Source organism: Pseudophaeobacter arcticus DSM 23566, assembly GCF_000473205.1.
In the GTDB taxonomy this organism is placed as follows: Bacteria; Pseudomonadota; Alphaproteobacteria; order Rhodobacterales; family Rhodobacteraceae; genus Pseudophaeobacter; species Pseudophaeobacter arcticus.
The window spans coordinates 1785603-1804823 of sequence record NZ_KI421507.1 but is presented as its reverse complement, the minus strand read 5'-3'; the positions used below and the strand labels follow the sequence as shown (position 1 = coordinate 1804823).

The window sequence follows — 19221 nt, the reverse complement described above, 5'->3', positions numbered from 1 at the left end:
TATGGGGCCGGTATGGAACAAAAGACTTTCAAAGGGCGTGACAGTTCCCTGGCCGTGAAGCTGCCTCTTCTGGCTGCATCGCTGTCACTTAACGTCGTCGCATTAGTTATTCCCATCTCTATTCTTTTGATTTTTGATCGTGTGATCCCCTTTCAGTCAGTTGAAACACTGCGTATGTTAACTGTCCTCCTCCTAGTGAGCGCGGGAGTTGAATTAGTGCTACGGTGGAGCCGTTTGACATTACTGAACGCGGCTGCGGAAAAGGCAGCAGTCTCGAATTATCGGCGTTTTGCGAGCCGGATATTACACGCCAACACTCAGGCATTTTCGCGGGATTCAGCGTCGGCATATATTGATCGATTTTCCGCCATTGCTCAGCTGCGTGACCATCACGCAGGGCAGAACCATGCCCTGTTGATTGACTTGCCATTCATGCTGGTTTTCGCGGTGATGGTGGCATTGATCGGAGGCTGGCTGGTTCTTGTGCCAATCACAGGCCTGGTGGCGGTGCTGGTGTTTTCCCTGTTAATGAAACGCGCTCAATGGGCGCTATTTGACAGGAGAAAATCGCTAGACAGCCGCCGGTACGCTTTTTTGTCCGAGGTGCTGTCGAGCAACGAAACCGTCAAAGCCAACCGGATGGAGCGCCAGATGAAGCGGCGGTTTGAGCTGCTGGAAGATCAAACAGTTGATCTCAGCCATCGGTTGATCCGGTTTTCCGGCTTCGCTCAGAATTTCGGGGCTGTCTTTGGGCAGGTTTCTGTGGCTGCTATGGGACTGTTTGGCGCTTTCTTGGTTATCCGTCAGCAGATCGGGATCGCTGAAATGGCTGCATGTATGTTGTTGAACGGGCGGATTGTACAGCCGTTGACCAAATTGATGACACTATGGGTGCAGTCAGAGAGCGTTGCTCTGTCCTGGAGAAAGCTGCGTGAAATTGATGCGTTGGATATTGACCCGGTCTCAACAAAGTGTGCAGCTCTGATCGAAGGAAACATCACCCTGCGCAACCTCCGGCTCCAGGGAGGAAGCGGGGATTCCGAACGCTCGGGAGTAAGCTCCATGGTATTGGCGCCAGGCCAGATCGGCTTGGTCAGCAGCAATGCGATTTGGCAGATACAGGCACTTTACGATGCTGTAACTGGGCATTGTAGTCCTGCAGCCGGTGAAGTGCTGATAGACGGAGTTTCAGCGCAGTCACTCGTATCGAGGCGGGGTCAGGATGCCATTGTTGTGTTGGAAAACGATCCAGCCATTCTGTCGGGCACGATATTAGAAAATCTAAGCGCTTTTGGCGATGAGACGCATATTTCCCGGGCGAAAGAGTTTGCGGCGAAGCTGGGGCTGGAAAAGCGGATTCATCGACTGCCAATGGGGTATAATACAAAGCTAGGCTCTGGCAGCGCTTTTGAAAACGATCCCGTTAACCGGCAGTTGATTGCGCTGGTACGTGTGCTGGCGTTACGTCCGCGCATCCTGCTCTTGAACGAACCGACTGCGGTACTGGATACCGCAGAGCGGGAGGACTTGGCGGAGTGTTTGGCCTCCTTGTCACCAAAGCCGACGATCTTGATGAACAGCCCTGATCCCCGCATGAAGGGTCTTGCTGATGTGGAATGCAAACTGACCTGTTTGGTGGGGGATGAGGTTGCAGATTGGGACGCGGACGCCCATGCCGAACAAACCGCAGCCGAGCAGCGAAAGGACGTGGCATGAGCCTGGTCACAACTCAAAACGCCGGTGCACTGTTGAAGGAACTGCTGCTTGTCGGAGGCTGGCAGAGCAACGACGAAGCGATAGCAGAGGCATTCCCGTATCTTACTGAAACGCTTGATCCTGACGGTTTGATCCAAACTCTTGAGAATCTGGATGTTCCCTATACCCGTGTAGCCTGTCTAGAGAGCGAGATCACCGATGCAGATTGCCCCGCGCTGGTTATCCCAGCCAATCGTAGCTGCTTCGTAGCTCTGCGCCGCAAAGGAGCTATGCTACAAATTGCGGGATTGAATGGGGGAAACCCTGGCACTCTGGAAGCACGGGTCAATCCCTGCACAGTAATCCGGATCGAGAAATTCAGTTATCAGCCTGCACACCGGGAGCATCGCACGGTTGGAGCTTCATTTGCGGCGCTGCACCAGATGATACCCGGCCTGTTGTTGGCGGGTTTCCTGACCAACCTGTTGGGCTTGCTGGCACCGCTCTTGATCATGGCCATCTATGATCGCGTGATTCCTTCCGGTTCGGTGGACTTGCTGGTGGCATTGGTCGCGGGTGTAGTTATTCTGGCAACGTCTGATTTCCTGTTCCGCAGTGTCCGAACCAGGGCGCTGGCCTATGTCGGTCAGCAAGGGGAGCGCGCCCTAGCGGTAGCGCTTTTTGGAAAGCTGATGAGCCTGCCGCTGCCGCAGCTGCAAAAGTCCAGTGTGAGTCAGCAAATTGCGCGTTTCCGTCAATTCGAATCCTTGCGAGAGCTGTTCGTCGGCCAGGTGATGACAACTTTGATCGACTTGCCGTTTGCGCTGATGTTCTTTGCAGTTCTGACTTATCTGGCCCCTTCTGTCGGACTTTTTACACTTGGGCTTGCGGTACTTCTGATGTGCATCGGGGCTCTTGCGATGCCATTCCAGAAGCGACTGGAACATGCCGCGGCAGAGGCCAGCAGAGCAAGTTCAACGGTGATCCAGGATGCCGTGGAGCATCAGCGCACAATGGCCAATCTTGGCATGCAAGAACAATGGTTGCGCCGCTGTATGCCGCTGGCGGAAGCATCGGAGACAGCAACCGCTCGTGCTCGTCAGCTGCGCAACCTGATTCAGGCCGTGTCGCAGAGTATTGTTGCACTTGGTTCGGTCGGAGCCATCATTCTTTGTGCACATGGCGCGGTAGCAGGCAGTATTAGTTTTGGTGCGTTGATCGCCTCTATCGCCCTTGTTTCCAAGGTTCTCGCGCCAGTTCAAGCCTTTCAATCTTCGCTTGGGCAGATTGCCGGATTTCGCAAGAGCCAGAAGCAGGCCGATCAGGTGTTATCGCTGACAGAGGAAGTAGAGCTGGGCTTGAACCAGTCTCATCAGAAAACTCTGCGCGGTGCAATTTCATTCCAGGGGGTGAACCATCGCCCAGATCCGCTGAATCCCGCGCTGCTCACAGCAGCCGGTTTCGACTGCACACCGGGAGAGCTTGTAGTAATCATGGGGCGGGATACCGCCAGCCGGACAGCGGTACTGGATTTGGCCACCGGGTTTGCGTCACCCTCCTCCGGCGTAATAGAGCATGATGGTATCGACATCCGTCAGATCGCACGGGATGAACTGCGCAAATCAATAACCTATTCAACTTACACGCCTCAGCTCTTCCACGGGACCGTGGCTCAAAATTTTCGCCTGGCTGCCCCGGCACTGAGTGAGGCGGAGATTCTTGCGGCATTGGAGCACATTGGCATCTCTGAAGAAATCAAGGCCATGCCGGAAGGATGTGATACGCGCCTGAGCGCTCAATTTGTGGCGGGCCTACCTAGCGAGCTGATCAAGTCAATTGCGCTGGCCCGGAGCATGGCACGGCAGTCATCAATATTCTTATTCTCAGAACCGACTAACGGCCTATCACAGACCCGCCGTGATCGATTTAAGAATTGGTTGGAAAATCAGCGCGGTGCAAAGACCGTTCTGATCACCACTGCTGATCGTTCGTTTATGCAAATGGCAGACCGGCTGATTTACCTGAACGGGGATCGTGTCATCGTCAATGATACCGGACCTGCGGCCATCAAAAAGGTGCAGGCGGTTATGAAAGCAACGGGAACCTAAAAATGCGCACATCATCCAAGAAGCAGCAGGGAAACGGCCCGATTGCAAAGGCCAAGCAGAAAGAAAAAAGCCGTCAATCGCGATTTGCAGCGCTAATCTCTTTGATCTTTTCTGGCATGGTGGTTGCGCTGGTGGTCTTAGCCGGACGCACAGATGTGCCTCAGATCACCCGAGCACCGGGCACGATCGTGCCGCTTGGCGACTATACTCAAATCGAGGTGATGGAAGGCGGTATCGTCGAATATGTGCATGTGCAAGACGGCGACCAAGTTAAAGAGGGTGATGTGCTGGTCGAGTTGCGCCATCCGGATCTGGATAAGGAACAGCAAAGGCTACGTGAACAGATAGCGACCGTTGATCGCAAGCTGTCTCGCGCCCGGACCGTTTTGCGTACACTGGAAAGCGGAACTGTGATCAACGAAGACGAACTGCAAGCGCTGCGCCAGAAAAACCAGCACCGCGCGGCCGCAACTTTAGAAATCTACGCTGAGAGCCAGCGTGTGAAGAGTCTGTCAATCGCTCAGCAGCAGGAAACGCTGGACATACTCCAGACCTCTCAGGGTTTCACACTAGAGCGGGTTGAACGTAAGCAGGAAGAGTTGGCGCGTGCTCGCCATCTGTATAAGCAAGGTTTGACCACTTTGCGTGATCTCGGACGCGAGGCCGATCAGCTGGATGCGTTACGCACAGCGGCATCCGACGGAGAAGTCCGTCTAGCCCAAACCCGCAGCGCTCTAACACTTGTCCAGGCGGAAATGGCCGAACAAACTTTGACCTTGCGCGAAGAAATGCTGAATGTGGTCGAAGAGATGAGCGATATGCGCAGTGAACTTGCAGTGTCATTGAGAATTGTCGATCGCAAACTTGAAGAGCTGCAGATTACTGCGCCTAGCGTAGGAATAGTGCAATCCGTTGCCTTCCCCAATGAAGGTGAGGTAATTGCTCCGGGCGAGACAATCTTTGAGTTGCTGCCAACACGATTGGATCTGATGGTTGAGGCGCGCATCCCTAACAACGAAATCGGGCATGTGGGGCTGAAACAACCAGTTAATCTTACCGTTGATACCTATGATGTACGGCGTTTCGGAAAAATCCAAGGCCGGGTTGCAGCACTGTCACCTGTGCCTTTGATTGATGAGCAGACCGGCGAAACATATTTCCGCGCATCGATCCAATTGGACAACCGCTCAATCGGGATCGGCGCATATATGCGCCCTCTGCAAGCTGGTATGACGGTAGTAGCAGAAATGACGACTGGAGAAAAAACGTTGTTATCCTATATGCTTAAGCCGGTATATCAAACTATGAACAATGCGTTTAATGAACGCTAACACTCGCTTTGGTGTGAGAGGGCGACGTTGACGCCTGATCGGTCAGACGAAAGATGGCATGAGCACGAAACTGCATTCCATCAGCGACAGTCAATGTCCGCCGCTCCACCTATATGAAGTGGTTCCGGTGGACCACAATCGTCAGGCAGGTTTTCAACCAACCAAATGTGCTCCATTTCGGGCGGTGCGCTCCCGTGGCTACGAGCTCCAATGCAGTGGAGAGGCTTTGTTCTCTCCGTGAACCTACAAAGCCTTTTCACATTCAGCAAGAGTCGCGTGGCTAAGGCGAAAGGCAGGTTTGTTCGCAATGCGTGAGTCCGCACGGATTTTGTCTTTGCTGCCGCAGCGAACGAGGGTTTGGCGTATTGCAACTCAGTAGCTCTGATCTGATTTCGCCCCAGAACGGCAGCATTCATAAATTTGCAGAACTACCGTTCTATTTGGTGCCGCAGGGCAGGGGAGAGGGGACCCCGTTCACACCGCAAAATCTGTTCCTAGTTCGCAGCGCGGTTCTGCCTTGCCAAAGTTCATCAAGAGATTGCCACCTATAACTAAATCCCTTTCTAGGAACGGGACCGCCTCAACGCAGTCTAGTTCCTAGTTCGGAAGTAGAGAAATTGAACCTTGCTGGTCACATCGGGCCCGCAAGGCGCTGTTTTTAAGGGCTGTAGGAAAGTTAGGGAGTTTGAAAGGGGAAGTGTCTCAAAATCGTCTGTCGTTTCAGTTAGAGCGATTTAGGCCATCTTTGAAAGACAACGCACTCCTAGCTTTCAAACCCCATAAACTCCTCTTAAAGCCTGTTTTAAATGGCTCTATCCGGTATCTTCCGGCTTCATCCGGGGTCTTCCGGTTACTGCAATATCAAGTGTCTCCTAACAGCGGGTGTAGCGGGACACTTAGTTTTGCAGTGCGGGACACTTCCCATTGCAGCAAATTTTTCTAGACGAACGCCCTGTTTTCTATGCCAGAACTGGACCCGAGGCCACCCACCTTTGGTGCCAATTTCGAGGTGAGTTTGGGACACTTCGCATTGCAGTAAGGGACACTTCCCATTTCAAACTCGGTTATAGCGCATCCCGAACCGTTTAAAATGTCCGTCTGCCGAGTTCTTTAAAGGTCGTTTGAAGAGGCTTTAAAGTGCTCGGAGCCGAGCTCTTAGGGCACGCCTTTCAATTCTTCCCAACTTCAGGGCCGTAGCATTGCCCTCAGAGCTGCGCCGACCTCCGGCAGGAAAGAGCGCCACATGGCCGCCCCTCCATTGTTTGGATCAAGGACTTCCAGTTTACACAGAACGCGGACGGCACACTCCCGGACAGGTTTCAAAATGGGCACGCTATACTTCTTTGGTCGGGCTCACGACGAGTGTTAGCCTCTAAGTCCCGAATGGCGCTAGCGGCTGCTCGCAGCCCGAAGCAGCCATTGATTTGGCAGGGAAAGTCTTCGTTCGTAGATCGGCAGACCAGCGCGACCAACATCAGCCGACCCTGATAGGAAAGAATATTTGTAAGCGCCGCGTTTCGGTTTAAAGTTGCTCTTAGTACTAACTTATATCATGGCCGGTTTGCTTTAGGGCAAAGAGCAATGATCCACCGATTTGGCTTTCTGCACGAGCCCAATTTTGATAAATTCTAACACTTACCTTTTTGGGCTCAGCTGTTCCCTCCTCGCCACCAAGGGTGGCTTGAAACGCTCGACAAGCTTTGTAGCAAGAACGTGTAGCCTTATATCTCTCTACATTCGGTATATAGTGCTGATTTACGTGCCCTCTGATTATTCCTTGCTTCAAGCGCTGGGCGTTTTCAGGCCAATATTTCTTTTCGAATTCATTTCTAGGGACCGCGAGACCTCCGGATAACCTGGCGATGAAAAGCTCCGCGTCTTCGGTCATTTTTTCAAACCATGTATCCGATACTAAAAATAGATCGACGTCAGATTTATCAGGATTATAGGCAGCGCCAAATTTGGTTCCCGCTAGTGAGAAGCCTAGACGACCGCTGCCAGTCATGCTAACGTTCCTCGGATGTTCCCCCAGCACTTTTCCGAAGTTCTCACGTGCAAGCTCATAAGCTGCGGCATTGTTTCGGAACGCGTAAGGAATTCCTTCACACAGCCAGAGGCGAGTAAACCGGAAGACATCTTTCTTAGCCAAATCCCCTTGGTCCTTCCATGAGGTTGGATCAGGGTAGCTAGAGCTCATCCCTCGGATCCAATTAGAAAGTAAAGCCATTTCGTGTTCCTACTTCATTCCAATTTGTTAAAATATACTCCACACGCTGGGCATGACGTGTAACATAGCGTTGAGACGGGAAGCGTGGCATCGGCACTTTTAACATGGCTGCAAGCGTAGCAGCCTCAGCCTCTGACGCATGCAGAAGATCAATTCCCAAGCGCCGAGCGGCTTGTTGAACACCGTTTGCACGCCATCCAAAATATGCAACCTCTAAGTATGAGTAGGCAATATGCGCTTTGCTATGACGTGAGGAGACAATAACCGCCAATACGCATTCGGTAAATTTCCGAGCAAAGGTGATTTCGTAGCGTCGGCGCGCTGTGCGCACAAATTGTTGCTCAATTGTGCTCGCTCCTTCAAGCCTACCTCCCGACAAATATTTAAGAACCGCCCTCGTAATTCCCCTGAAATCCACACCACAATGAGAAAAAAATCGCCTGTCCTCTGCCACAATCATGGCACGAATAACGTTTTGGACGCCAAGCGAGAGGATTAATTCATTGTCAGCGATGTCATTCGAAATACTCGCTTCTATTATTTGTAAATCAGAAAACACTTAGCCCACCTAGTAACGGAGTGATTGTAGGGGACGACAGATGTTTTTGCCCCAAACGCTTTTGCCCAAAATCGAAACGAGATCGTACTTTGACATCGCGCTCTGTCGGGGTCTTCGTACCGCTCCTACTCGAATTACTCAAGGGAGAGCTCTCTAGTAGGTCATTGAAAGTGACTGTTTTGCAAAGTACACAAACTGCGCTTCGCGGTCATTCGTGCCTGATGCAGCATCAGCCAGGGCCGCCACCGCCTGCTGAATGGCGGCTTTTGGGAAGATCGTTCGCGCCTGCTGCAGGTTATCGCCACCTCTGGCATGAATGTCGTGGTTGGGCTGACGGCAGTCACGGGCAACCGCAACGATTGCCGACCAGGTGCAGAACCATGGCTCTGCAACACCGCATGGCAGCTATGAGTCCAGCTTTCTAATTCGTCGGGGTGCAGCGAAGGTCAGTTCTTGACTATCCAATAGCTACAGGGTTATGAATAAATCATAACTGTCTGGCTATTGAAATCCTAATGCAACCAAATGACACTCTATTCAAATCCCTTGGCGATCCAACGCGGCGTCGCCTGTTTGAGCATCTTTGCCTCGAAGGTGAACAGACCGTCAGGGCGCTGACGGAACGTTCAGGAATCTCGCAGCCGGCGGTATCGAAGCATTTGGTGGTTCTAAAGGGCGCCGGATTGGTGGCCGGGCAGCAACGTGGGCGCGAAACGCACTATGCGGCACGATCCGATGCGCTGCGTCCGCTTGTGGAATGGGCTGACCAGATGACACGCTTCTGGGAGGTCAAGTTCGACCGCCTCGACGATGTGTTGAAGCGGATGGACCAATGACCGGGGATCAGGGCGAAACCCGTAGGGTCGTTGTTGAACGCGTGTTTTCTCATCCGCCCGAAAAGGTCTGGCGGGCATTGACGCAGCCCGAAATTATGGTCGACTGGCTGATGCAAAGTGACTTCCGCTTGGAAGTCGGTCATCGGTTCCGCTTTCAGGCGGAATGGGGGGAGATTGATTGCAAGGTCGTGGAGATCGAACCGCAGCGAAGCCTAGCCTACAGTTGGAGCGCATTTGACGTTGAGACGGTTGTGACATTCACGCTGGAGCCCACCGCACGCGGAACCAGGCTCAGGATGGAGCAAAGCGGCTTCCATGCCGATCAGAAACAGGCCCTTGGTGGTGCGAAGAGCGGTTGGGCGACCTTTTTCGACAACCTTCAACGCGCACTCGATAGATAGAGGGGCGCTTTCATGAAAATCAGTCAATCAATCCGACATTTTCGTCGCAGGATGTCGATTATCTTCACCATGCTCGTGATCGCCGTATTTGTCGCCAGCACCCGCCCCGCGCCGCCGGAGTGGGATCTCTACATACCGCTTCCGGCGCTGGCTTTGATGCTGCTCGGCGGTCTTTATCTCTTCACCCGAGCACAGGTCGAAAGGGCAGCGAATGATTACCGACATTGAAGATTTTTTCTCCAAGGGCTGTGGACGGTGCGACCGCTTTGATACGCCCGATTGCTCCACGAGGCTCTGGGCGGATGGGCTTGGAAAGCTGCGCGAAATCTGTTTGTCAGCAGGTTTGGAAGAGACCGTGAAATGGGGGCACCCCTGCTACATGCATGCGGGCCGCAACATCGCCATCATGGGGGCGTATCAGAACAAATTCGTGGTCGGCTTCTTCAACGCCGCATTGATGAAAGACCCGGAAGATGTGTTGGAAAAGCCGGGGCCGAACACACAGCATGCAAATACATTGAATTTCACCGCAAGCCAGCAAGCCGCGATGATGGAAGCGACGATCCGCGCCTATCTGGATGAAGCGAAAGGTTACGCCGAAGAGGGTAAGAAACCACCTAAGAACACTGTTGCACCTGACCTACCCGATGAACTTGCCGAAGCGCTGGATGCGGATGGTGAGCTTGCCGAGGCGTTTCACGCCCTGACTCCGGGTCGCCAACGGAGCTATGTCATTAATCTCAACGGCGCGAAGAAATTGGAGACGCGCATCAAACGTATCGAGAAATTTCGCGACAAGATCATCGCAGGCAAGGGGGCTATGGAGCGTTGACGCGGATGGGGTGGATGGCTCCTGCACCATACTGCAGTTGTCCATCACTGCTATGAGAGGAGCCACCCAATGCAGGTTACAACAGTCGGTCTGGATCTGGCCAAGAACATCTTTCAGGTGCATGGGATCACAGCGGACGGGGCCGTTGCATTCAACAAGTCACTTAGGCGTGCACAGCTTTTGCAGTTCTTCGAGAGCCTTGAGCCATGCCTCATCGGCATGGAGGCCTGTGGATCAGGTCACCACTGGGCGTGGCAATTCCGGAAGCCGGGCCATGACGTCCGCCTGATGCCTGCGATATACGTGAGGGCCTATGTCAAACGTGGCAAGTCGGACGTCATCGACGCGGCAGCAATCTGCGAGGCTGTCACGCGCCCAACAATGCGCTTCGTGGCGATCAAGACCGAAGAGCAGCAGGGCGTGCTGTTGCTCCATCGTGCACGCGATCTGGTCGTGCGGCAGCGGACCCAGCTCAGCAATATGCTGCGCGGCCTGCTGGACGCTTCGGGCCCGCCAGGCGCTATTTTTAGGGGCCGCAGTAGGGGAGGGGCGTTTGAAAGGCGAAGTGCCTCAATATCACCTGATACCCCGGTCTGAGCGATCCAGGCCAGGGTTGAAAGACAAACTCTTTGGGGTTTCACCCCCCTTTATACATCGTTGAAAGTCCCTTTTAACATGGCTTCTTCCGGGATCATCCGGGGTCCTCCGGTTACTGCAATATCAAGTAGCGGGACATGTAGCGTGGCTGTCGGGACAGGTTCCATTGCACAGATTTCGAGCTGGTAACAGGGCATTAACTGGCTTTGCCCTAAGGTTGCACCTGGTTCAACCGGCGCAAATACGCAGTGGGCAATAGCGGATATCACAAATGAGGCAAGACGTTGGTCAATAATACCTTCTCTCTGGATCTTGGTAAAAATGCGCGTGGCAAAACTGCTTTGGGCGGATCGCAGGGGTTTTTGCGCCACAAGGGGGCATCGACGTCGCTTCGGTCAGGCAAAAAGCGAGGTAAGAAACCCTTGGTTGGTCAGGCGGCCATCGGGGAATTGGACTCGCATCTGTTGTACAAGGAAATTTTGCTGGCGCAGGTGAACAATGAATTAAACCAAGTTGGCCTCCTGGCACAAAAGGGGGTGGAAAAATACCCCACGCAGACCCGGTTTTACACGCTCCTGGCAAGCTTTTTCTTGAAGACTGGCAACCATTTGGAGGCTTTGAAATACCTGACCCATGCCCTGTCTCTGGAGCCCAAGAGTTCAGAGATACTTGTCTCGATCGGAAACACATTGGAGAGCTGGGGAAAGCCCCATGATGCCAAAGGTTTCTTTCAGGCGGCTCTGACTGTCGAACCATCCAATGTGCCGGCGATCTCCAATTTGCTCAACCTCAGCATGGCGGAAAGCGACTGGAGTTTTTTCCCAAAACTGCCGGACATGCTGAAGGTCCTGGACAAGAGGAAAACCCTGGGCAATCCGTTTAATTTGCTGTCGGTTGTCGATGATCCAATGCTGCACAAAAGCCACCTCGTTGGTCGTGATCGCTTGCTGCAGAAAAACGTATTGAAGAACCACAAGTTCAAGCCGCGCGTGACGCCTGGTGACAAAATTCGGATCGGCTATTTTTCTGCGGATTTTTATGATCACGCCACGATGTTCTTGTTGGGGAAGTTCTTTGAAAACCATGACCGGGATCGCTTTGAAGTCTTTCTCTATGATTTGCAAAAGTTCGAAGATACCGCTTTGGGCCGCCAAATCCGATCCGCCGCAGAATCCTATGTCTCTTTGGTGGGACTGACGGACAAGGAAGCGGCGGAACGGGCCTGCGCGGATGGCTTGGATATTGCGGTCGATATGAAGGGCTTTACCAAGGGCTGCCGTCCGCTGATTTTTGCCCATCGGGCGGCGCCTGTTCAGGTCTCATATCTCGGCTATCCCGGCACCAGCGGCATGGCTGCCATGGACTATTTCCTTGGTGATCCTGTGACGGTTCCGGCCAGCAATCGCCAGTTTTTTAGCGAAAAAATCATGTATATGCCGCACTGCTATCAGGCGAACGACAATTTGCGTGCACATCCGGAGGCGATTACGGCCAAAGCCGAGCTTGGGCTGCCAGAAGACAAGTTTATTTTTTGCAGCCTGAACAACCCCTTCAAGGTCACACCGGTCGAATATGATATCTGGATGCGGCTTTTGCATGCGGTTCCCGATAGCATTCTGTGGCTTCTGGCGCCAAACGAGCATCTGAAAAAGAACCTCACCGACGAAGCGGCAGCCAGGGGGATTGGCCCAGAGCGTTTGGTTTTTGCAGGCCGGGTGCGCATTGAGGCGCATCTTGCACGGTTGCCTCAGGCGGATCTGTTTTTGGACACGTTCAACTGCTGCGCCCATACCACGGCCAGCGAGACCCTGTGGTCTGGGGTGCCCTTGATTACCAAACCTGGCGATCAGTTTGCCTCGCGTGTGGCGGCCAGCCTGCTTACCGCGATTGGCTGCGAGGATTTGATCACCCAGAGTGCAGAAGACTATTTTGATCTGGCGCTAAAGCTGGCGCAGGACCCAGAAGCCCTGGGGCAAATCAAACAACGTCTGAAGGACAATCTCTGGAACACGCCGCTTTATGATTCAGAGGTCTATCTGCGGGATTTCCAGGACTTGATGGAAAAGGCCGTCCTGCGACAAAGGGCTGGACAGGCACCGACGCATCTTTTTTTGAACGAAGAAGACATCCAGCCCAAGACTAAAGCCTCATAGGTCTGAGCCTTGGGGCGGGCCTGCTGCCATGCAACAGGCCCGGCACACTTTGATTGCCTTGGCGGGTTAAAGAATACGCACCTGGGTGCCAACTTTGACCAGCGGGTAGAGCTGTTCAACATGCTGATTATATAGACCAATGCAGCCGGAAGAGCTTTGCCGTCCGATCTTGCGGGTGTCATGGGTTCCATGCACCAGATAGGCCGGCCAGGTCAGATACATGGCGCGGGTGCCCAGCGGGTTTCCGGGGCCACCTGGCAGCCGGTCGGGCAGTGTCGGATCGCGTTCGCGCATCGAAGCCGTTGGCGTCCAGGTGGGGTTTTCGGCCTTGCGGACAACCTTGGTATAGCCGCGTTTGGTCAGCTCTTCCGACATCGGCACCGAGGAGGGGTAGAGACGATAGGTTTCGCCGTCGCTGCCCCAGTAGTGAACCGCCCGCGATGTGACATCTGCCAGCAAACAGCCAATGCCCAGTTCGTCAAAATGATCCTGCCAGTTCTGTTGCCGGAACGAGGAAATATTGCGCTGAACCGTGTGTTGATTGGAAATTGGATCTTCAGTCTGCGGAAATGCGTCACTGGATTGCGCCCGCAGCAATGCCGGAGTGGCCAGAGATGCGCCAAGCCCCAGCAGGGCAGCACGACGATGGATAGGTTTTGAAGACATTGAATTGGTCACACAGTAATTGTTTCGAGGGGTGCCGTATCCATATGGGATCTTGTGCCGGGGTGAAAAGACCTATGCACTTCACTTTTGCGTATTCATTCAAATTGTTGCAACTGTGTTTGGCCTGGGAATAGCAAGTTTGGCCTGCGAAATAGACCTGCGAAATAGAAAAGAGCTCCGAAATGCATCGGAGCTCTTTTCATTTTTAAAGTAAGCGCTGGAGGTTAGTCCATTGCTTTGAAGTTGAACTCGCCGCCTTGACGGATACCCGAGGGCCAGCGTGAGGTGATGGTTTTGGTGCGGGTGTAGAACTTGAATGCGTCCGGACCGTGCTGGTTCAAATCGCCAAAGGCGGATTTTTTCCAGCCGCCAAAGGTGTGGTAGGCCAGTGGCACAGGAATTGGCACGTTGATGCCGATCATGCCGATGTTGATCCGGTTGGCAAAGTCACGGGCGGTGTCGCCATCGCGGGTATAGATCGCGGTGCCGTTGCCGTATTCGTGATCCATCGCGTAGGACAGCGCTTCCTCATAAGTTTCGGCGCGTACGGTGGACAGCACGGGACCAAAGATTTCCTGCTTGTAGATGTCCATGTCGGTGGTGACATTGTCAAACAGGCTGGGGCCAACAAAGAAGCCATCCTCATAGCCCTGCAGGCTGAAGTTACGGCCATCGACTACCAGATCGGCGCCCTGATCAACACCGGTCTGCACCAGACGTTCGATATTGGCCTTGGCAGCTGCGGTCACAACCGGGCCGTAATCGACATCGTCGCCAGCTGTGTAGGGGCCAACCTTCAGCGTCTCGACACGGGGGATCAGTTTTTCGATCAGCCGGTCTGCGGTCTCTTTGCCGACGGGAACCGCAACCGAAATCGCCATGCAGCGCTCGCCAGCCGCGCCGTAGCCGGCACCGATCAGGGCGTCAGCCGCCTGGTCGAGATCTGCGTCGGGCATGATGATCATGTGGTTCTTGGCGCCGCCAAAGCACTGGACGCGCTTACCCTGGGCACAGCCGGTGCCGTAGATATATTCGGCGATCGGGGTGGAGCCGACAAAGCCAACCGACTGGATGGTGTCGTCAAACAGGATCGCGTCCACGGCTTCTTTGTCGCCGTTCACAACCTGGATGATGCCTTTTGGCAGGCCTGCTTCTTCCAGCAGTTCCGCCAGCATCAAAGGCACCGATGGGTCGCGCTCGGATGGTTTCAGGATAAAGGCATTGCCGCAGGCGATGGCCGGGGCAAACATCCACATGGGGATCATCGCCGGGAAGTTGAACGGGGTGATACCCGCAGTCACGCCCAGGGCCTGACGCATGGAATACATGTCAATGCCAGGGCCGGCGCTGTCGGTGAATTCACCCTTCAGCAGCTGTGGCGCGCCGATGCAATATTCCACCACTTCCAGACCGCGTTGGATGTCGCCCTTGGCGTCGGGGAAGGTCTTGCCGTGTTCGCGCGACAGGGTTTCGGCCAGCTTGTCCATGTCGCGGTTCAGCAGGTCGACAAATTTCATCATCACCCGGGCGCGGCGCTGGGGGTTCACTTTTTCCCAAGCAGGCTGAGCGGCAGCGGCACAGGCGACGGCCTGAGCCATCTCTTCTTTGCTGGCCAGTGGGCATTTGGCCTGCACTTCGCCGGTGGCGGGATTGAAGACGTCAGAAAAACGACCCGACGTGCCTTTGACGTGTTCACCGTTGATATAGTGGGTGAGCTCTTGCATCAGAAAAACCTCCTCATGGATGACTTGTCGCGAGCTTAGGCTTGCAAAAAACAACGGAAAAGGGGAAAGATTTCAAACAGGGTTTGCAGGAACGCAAATGGTTAACGGGGGCGTAAAGCCCCGATCAAACTGAGGGGATCGCGCAGATGGATGCTCAATGGGATGATATGAAAGTGTTTTTGGCGGTTGCCCGCGAGGCCAGCCTGTCTGGCGCCGGGCGTATCCTAAAAATGGATCCGGCGACGGTCGGGCGTCGCATTGCGCGTTTTGAAGCTGCTTTGGAAACCCCTCTTTTTGTCAAATCACCCCAGGGCTATGCGCTCAGTGCGTCGGGGGACCGGCTTTTGGTTCATGCCGAGGCCGCAGAACAGGCGATGCGGGCCGGGGCCGAGGCCCTCACCGGGCCAAGCGATACCCTGTCAGGGCAGATCCGCATTGGGGCACCCGATGGCAGCGCCAATTACATCCTGCCCCAGGTTTGCGCCCAGATCTGTGAGGAGCACCCGGATCTGGATATCCAGATCCTGGCCTTGCCCCGGGTGATCAATCTCAGCCGCCGTGAGGCCGATATGGCGGTGACCGTCAGCGCCCCTACCGCAGGCCAGCTCTTGGTGCAAAAACTGACAGATTATAAGCTGCACATGGTGGGGTCGCATCACTACCTGCGCAAACACCCGCCGATCAAAACGCTCGCAGACCTCAAGGGGCACAAAATGATCGGCTATATTCCAGACATGATCTTTGATCAGGAGCTGGACTATATCAGCAATCTGGGGATCGAACGGGTGGCGCTGGCCTCCAATTCGGTCTCGGTTCAGATCAAGCTGGCAGCCCAGGGCACGGCGCTGTGTGTGGCGCATGATTTCTCGCTGCCCGCGCACCGGATGCTGCGCAAGGTTTTGACCGAGGAGATCAGTCTCACCCGTAGTTTCTACCTGGTACGCCATCAAGGAGACCAGCGCAGCGAGCGGCTCAACCGCTTTGCGCGCGCCCTGACCAAAGGCATCCGCGATGAGGTGGCCCGGCTGGAGGCCTTGACTTGACGCGGCGTTGCGGCAACGCTTGGTAATACGCAATAAAATTGCCAAAGGAGCGCATATGCTGGTTCAATTTATTCTGAAGTCCAAGGCGGGTATTCCAGTTGTAACTGTGTCCCCAGATGCCTCGGTTGCCGATGCGGCGGCTCTGCTTTCGGACAAAAAGATTGGTACGGTGGTGGTCTCTTCCGACGGGCAAACCGCCGAGGGCATCCTGTCCGAGCGCGACATCGTCCGGGAACTGGGCACAAGTGGCGCAGGCTGTCTGCAAAAACCGGTCAGTGCCTATATGACAAGCAAGCTTGTGACCTGCTCCAGCCAGTCCAATGTCGAGAATGTATTGCAGCAGATGACCGAAGGACGCTTCCGTCACATGCCGGTGGTCGAGGACGGTAAAATGATTGGCCTGGTCTCGTTGGGGGATGTGGTCAAGGCACAGTTGACAGAAATCGCCATGGAAAAAGACGCGCTGGAAGGCATGATCAGGGGGCACTGACCTGCGGGTTTTTGCACTGTTAAACCCGCTGTCTTAAATGCCCTGTCTCTTTGACTGCCATTCAGCCGCCCTGCATTCAGCTGCCCAGGCCGTGCCCTGTCGTGGGGATCCTGTCGCGGATCGGATGGGACCGATAGCGCCGGATCTGCACCCCGACAGGGTACGGCCTGAGCGGCCCTTGTAGGTGGTCGATGTGAACAGTCAGTGCTGGAGAAACGTTGGGTCGCGACCAGATGACGCGCGGGAATTCTGCTCTGCGTATTTTCACCCTGTTGCATCCTTGGGCGTTTAGCTGTTTGGTCCGCCCAAGATCTTAGATTGTAACCAGACTAGCGCAGGAGAGGCCTATGCGTATCGGCTTGTATCCAGGCACATTTGATCCCATCACTTTGGGTCATATCGACATCATCCGCCGGGCCAGTGCGCTGGTGGACAAATTGGTTATCGGGGTTGCGATCAACCGCGATAAGGGGCCGTTGTTCTCATTGGAAGAGCGCGTGGCCATGATCGAGGCGGAATGCGCTAAACTGAGCGAGCAGACCGATACCCAAATTGTAGTGCACCCCTTTGAAAACCTGTTGATTGATTGCGCCCATGATGTCGGCGCCCAGATCATTGTCCGGGGGCTACGGGCGGTTGCTGATTTTGAGTATGAATATCAAATGGTTGGTATGAACCGCGTGCTGGACAGCTCGGTTGAGACGGTGTTCTTGATGGCCGAGGCCCGGCATCAGGCGATTGCCTCCAAGCTGGTCAAGGAAATTGCCCGCTTGGATGGCGATGTCTCCAGCTTTGTCACGCCGCTGGTTTTTGAAGAGCTGCTCAAACGGCTGGGCAAGGGCTAAACCAGAGACACCGCCGGGCGCTGTAGGGCGTTCGCTGCCAGAGCCCGGCAGTTTTGTGAGATAACAGCTTTACCAGGGCGACCCAGATACAAAATGATGACACGGGGGCGTGGCCAGACAAGGGCCGCGCCCTTTTTATCTGTGCCACCTTTAGTTTCTGTGCCAGGAGAATTGCGGCGGGAGCCTGCGTCAACAGAAGAGCCGGGGAACACCCTGGAGGGCTGTGGTTCAGCGCCAGAAGGCGACCCAGTCGATGAGCTCAAACAGTTTTCTACCCAGGAAAAGCAGATTGTCTCCACCAGACAGGAAGAGATCAGCGATCACGCCGGAAAGTAGCAACAGGCCAAGCCAGATGGCAATCTTATTGGTCATGGGGCTCCGCCAGAATGAATAACGCCCGCTCAGATATGCCTGAGCGGGCGAGAAATCTCAAGAGGGACACGCCGTTAGCCTGCCGCCCTTTACGGTTAGGGCGATCAGGCCGATCAGCGGGCGGGTTAGACCAAACGCCCCATGGCGACGGCCACATCGGCCATCCGGACAGAAAAGCCCCATTCGTTATCGTACCAGGACAGAACGCGTACCATGCGACCCTCTACCACGCGGGTCTGGTCCGGTGCAAAGATCGAGCTCTCGGAGGAATGGTTGAAATCGATCGACACCAGCGGCGCGGGCTCATAGCCCAGGACACCCTTCATCGGACCAGCGGCGGCTTCCTGCATGGCGGCGTTGATCTGCTCAACGGTGACATCGCGGCTGGCGCGGAAGGTCAGATCAACAGCCGAAACATTTGGCGTCGGCACCCGAATGGCAGAGCCATCCAGACGGCCCTTCAGGTTGGGCAGAACCTCGCCCAGGGCCTTGGCCGCACCGGTGGAGGTGGGGATCATCGACATGGCAGCCGCGCGGGCGCGATACAGATCCGAGTGACGGCGGTCCAGCGTTGGCTGATCACCGGTATAGGCGTGGATGGTGGTCATGATACCATGTTCGATGCCAAAGGAGTCATCCAGCACCTTGGCCAGCGGCGCCAGGCAGTTGGTGGTGCATGAACCATTGGAGATCATGGTGTCAGAGGCTTTGAGTTCAGCATCGTTGACGCCAAAAACGATGGTCTTGTCGACATTTTTGCCGGGCGCCGAGAGCAGAACCTTTTTGGCACCGCGCGCAAGGTGGGCCTTGGCTTTTTCACCGTCGTTGAACTTGCCGGTGCATTCCAGAACCACATCACAGCCGGACCAGTCCAGCTCATCCATGTTGTAGGTGGAGAACATCTGCATGTCGCCCCGGCCCAGGTTCATGGTGCCTTCGCCGATGGTGACTTCGCCAGGGAAACGGCCGTGCACGGAATCGTATTTGATCAGATGTGCCGCCGTATCCAGCGGGCCGGTAGCGTTGACTTTGACAACTTCGATATCATCGCGCCCCGAGGCCGCAATGTGTGACAGGGTGCAGCGGCCAATGCGGCCAAAACCGTTGATCCCGACTTTGATGGTCATGAGCATATCTCCAGGCGAGCAAATCTTGATGTCGCGTATAGACCTCATTGGTTTCCTGCTAAAGGGGCAAATATAGCGAAAACACAGCATGTTAGCGCAAAACCATGCCGGTGGCGTTAACGATTTTACCCGGTGGCGTTAACGGAAATAGCGGCATGTAGATCGGTGGCGCTAACGCTTGTCACCCGGCACAGATAGGGTAGGTTGCAAACACA

At 54.7% G+C, this 19221-nt stretch carries 18 protein-coding genes and 1 pseudogene; 12 read left to right on the top strand and 7 right to left on the bottom strand.

The window, feature by feature from the left end; translation table 11 throughout:
* Positions 1 to 12 precede the first annotated feature (12 nt).
* From ARCT_RS25980 to ARCT_RS0112660, 3 genes are read left to right on the top strand one after another with little or no spacing between them, the layout of a single operon-like run.
* On the top strand, positions 13 to 1716 hold the full coding sequence (locus tag ARCT_RS25980) for an ABC transporter transmembrane domain-containing protein (RefSeq protein WP_051360716.1): 1704 nt from the start codon (positions 13 to 15) through the stop codon (positions 1714 to 1716).
* Positions 1713 to 3803, top strand: a complete 2091-nt coding sequence (locus ARCT_RS0112665; protein WP_027240423.1) for an ABC transporter transmembrane domain-containing protein — start codon at positions 1713 to 1715, stop codon at positions 3801 to 3803. Before ARCT_RS25980 ends, ARCT_RS0112665 begins: the two co-directional genes overlap by 4 nt.
* A 2-nt stretch (positions 3804 to 3805) precedes the next feature.
* Complete coding sequence (locus ARCT_RS0112660) at positions 3806 to 5134, top strand: HlyD family type I secretion periplasmic adaptor subunit (protein WP_027240422.1); 1329 nt, start codon at positions 3806 to 3808, stop codon at positions 5132 to 5134.
* Between the two features lie 1540 nt (positions 5135 to 6674).
* Here ARCT_RS0112660 and ARCT_RS0112655 read toward each other — a convergent pair.
* The gene (locus tag ARCT_RS0112655) at positions 6675 to 7283 is read right to left on the bottom strand and encodes a hypothetical protein (protein ID WP_161631316.1); all 609 of its coding nucleotides are present in this window, start codon (positions 7281 to 7283) and stop codon (positions 6675 to 6677) included.
* 61 nt (positions 7284 to 7344) lie between these two features.
* Complete coding sequence (locus ARCT_RS27530; RefSeq protein ID WP_084300846.1) at positions 7345 to 7920, bottom strand: biosynthetic peptidoglycan transglycosylase; 576 nt, start codon at positions 7918 to 7920, stop codon at positions 7345 to 7347.
* Between the two features lie 515 nt (positions 7921 to 8435).
* Here ARCT_RS27530 and ARCT_RS0112650 point away from each other — a divergent pair.
* From ARCT_RS0112650 to ARCT_RS25975, 5 genes and pseudogenes are all read left to right on the top strand, one after another.
* A complete protein-coding gene (locus ARCT_RS0112650) occupies positions 8436 to 8756 on the top strand; it encodes an ArsR/SmtB family transcription factor (RefSeq protein ID WP_036784846.1) in 321 nt (106 codons plus the stop codon).
* Positions 8753 to 9157, top strand: a complete 405-nt coding sequence (locus ARCT_RS0112645) for an SRPBCC family protein (protein ID WP_027240419.1) — start codon at positions 8753 to 8755, stop codon at positions 9155 to 9157. The genes ARCT_RS0112650 and ARCT_RS0112645 overlap by 4 nt, the downstream gene beginning before the upstream one ends.
* A gap of 12 nt (positions 9158 to 9169) precedes the next feature.
* Positions 9170 to 9385: a hypothetical protein gene (locus tag ARCT_RS0112640; RefSeq protein WP_027240418.1), complete on the top strand. Its 216-nt coding sequence runs from the start codon at positions 9170 to 9172 to the stop codon at positions 9383 to 9385.
* Complete coding sequence (locus tag ARCT_RS0112635; protein ID WP_027240417.1) at positions 9369 to 9989, top strand: YdeI/OmpD-associated family protein; 621 nt, start codon at positions 9369 to 9371, stop codon at positions 9987 to 9989. Before ARCT_RS0112640 ends, ARCT_RS0112635 begins: the two co-directional genes overlap by 17 nt.
* Before the next feature lie 69 nt (positions 9990 to 10058).
* Positions 10059 to 10499, top strand: a pseudogene (locus ARCT_RS25975) (IS110 family RNA-guided transposase); the annotation flags it as partial.
* A gap of 137 nt (positions 10500 to 10636) precedes the next feature.
* On the opposite strand, the gene ARCT_RS28380 reads toward ARCT_RS25975, so the two are convergent.
* Positions 10637 to 10957, bottom strand: a complete 321-nt coding sequence (locus tag ARCT_RS28380; protein ID WP_169731208.1) for a hypothetical protein — start codon at positions 10955 to 10957, stop codon at positions 10637 to 10639.
* Between ARCT_RS28380 and ARCT_RS0112625 the strand changes: the two genes are divergently transcribed.
* The gene (locus ARCT_RS0112625; RefSeq protein ID WP_027240416.1) at positions 10871 to 12739 is read left to right on the top strand and encodes an O-linked N-acetylglucosamine transferase, SPINDLY family protein; all 1869 of its coding nucleotides are present in this window, start codon (positions 10871 to 10873) and stop codon (positions 12737 to 12739) included. The genes ARCT_RS28380 and ARCT_RS0112625 overlap by 87 nt on opposite strands.
* A 66-nt stretch (positions 12740 to 12805) precedes the next feature.
* On the opposite strand, the gene ARCT_RS0112620 is transcribed toward ARCT_RS0112625, so the two are convergent.
* Positions 12806 to 13405, bottom strand: coding sequence for a L,D-transpeptidase (locus ARCT_RS0112620; RefSeq protein ID WP_027240415.1), 600 nt, complete (start codon positions 13403 to 13405; stop codon positions 12806 to 12808).
* A gap of 224 nt (positions 13406 to 13629) precedes the next feature.
* Positions 13630 to 15129, bottom strand: a complete 1500-nt coding sequence (locus ARCT_RS0112615) for a CoA-acylating methylmalonate-semialdehyde dehydrogenase (protein ID WP_027240414.1) — start codon at positions 15127 to 15129, stop codon at positions 13630 to 13632.
* A gap of 146 nt (positions 15130 to 15275) precedes the next feature.
* On the opposite strand from ARCT_RS0112615, the gene ARCT_RS0112610 reads away from it, so the two are divergent.
* The 3 genes from ARCT_RS0112610 (at position 15276) to coaD (ending at position 17507) form a co-directional block, all read left to right on the top strand.
* Entirely contained in the window at positions 15276 to 16172 is an 897-nt protein-coding gene (locus ARCT_RS0112610) for a LysR family transcriptional regulator (protein WP_027240413.1), read from the top strand.
* Between the two features lie 55 nt (positions 16173 to 16227).
* Positions 16228 to 16662 carry a CBS domain-containing protein gene (locus ARCT_RS0112605; RefSeq protein WP_027240412.1) on the top strand — a complete coding sequence of 145 codons (435 nt, stop codon included), beginning with the start codon at positions 16228 to 16230 and terminating at the stop codon, positions 16660 to 16662.
* Positions 16663 to 17009: 347 nt separating this feature from the next.
* Positions 17010 to 17507: a pantetheine-phosphate adenylyltransferase gene (gene coaD / locus ARCT_RS0112600; protein WP_027240411.1), complete on the top strand. Its 498-nt coding sequence runs from the start codon at positions 17010 to 17012 to the stop codon at positions 17505 to 17507.
* Positions 17508 to 17735: 228 nt separating this feature from the next.
* Here coaD and ARCT_RS0112595 read toward each other — a convergent pair whose 3' ends face one another.
* Together ARCT_RS0112595 and gap are read right to left on the bottom strand one after the other, a co-directional pair.
* Positions 17736 to 17879, bottom strand: coding sequence for a hypothetical protein (locus tag ARCT_RS0112595; RefSeq protein WP_027240410.1), 144 nt, complete (start codon positions 17877 to 17879; stop codon positions 17736 to 17738).
* Between the two features lie 125 nt (positions 17880 to 18004).
* Complete coding sequence (gene gap, locus ARCT_RS0112590; protein ID WP_027240409.1) at positions 18005 to 19006, bottom strand: type I glyceraldehyde-3-phosphate dehydrogenase; 1002 nt, start codon at positions 19004 to 19006, stop codon at positions 18005 to 18007.
* Positions 19007 to 19221: the final 215 nt, after the last annotated feature.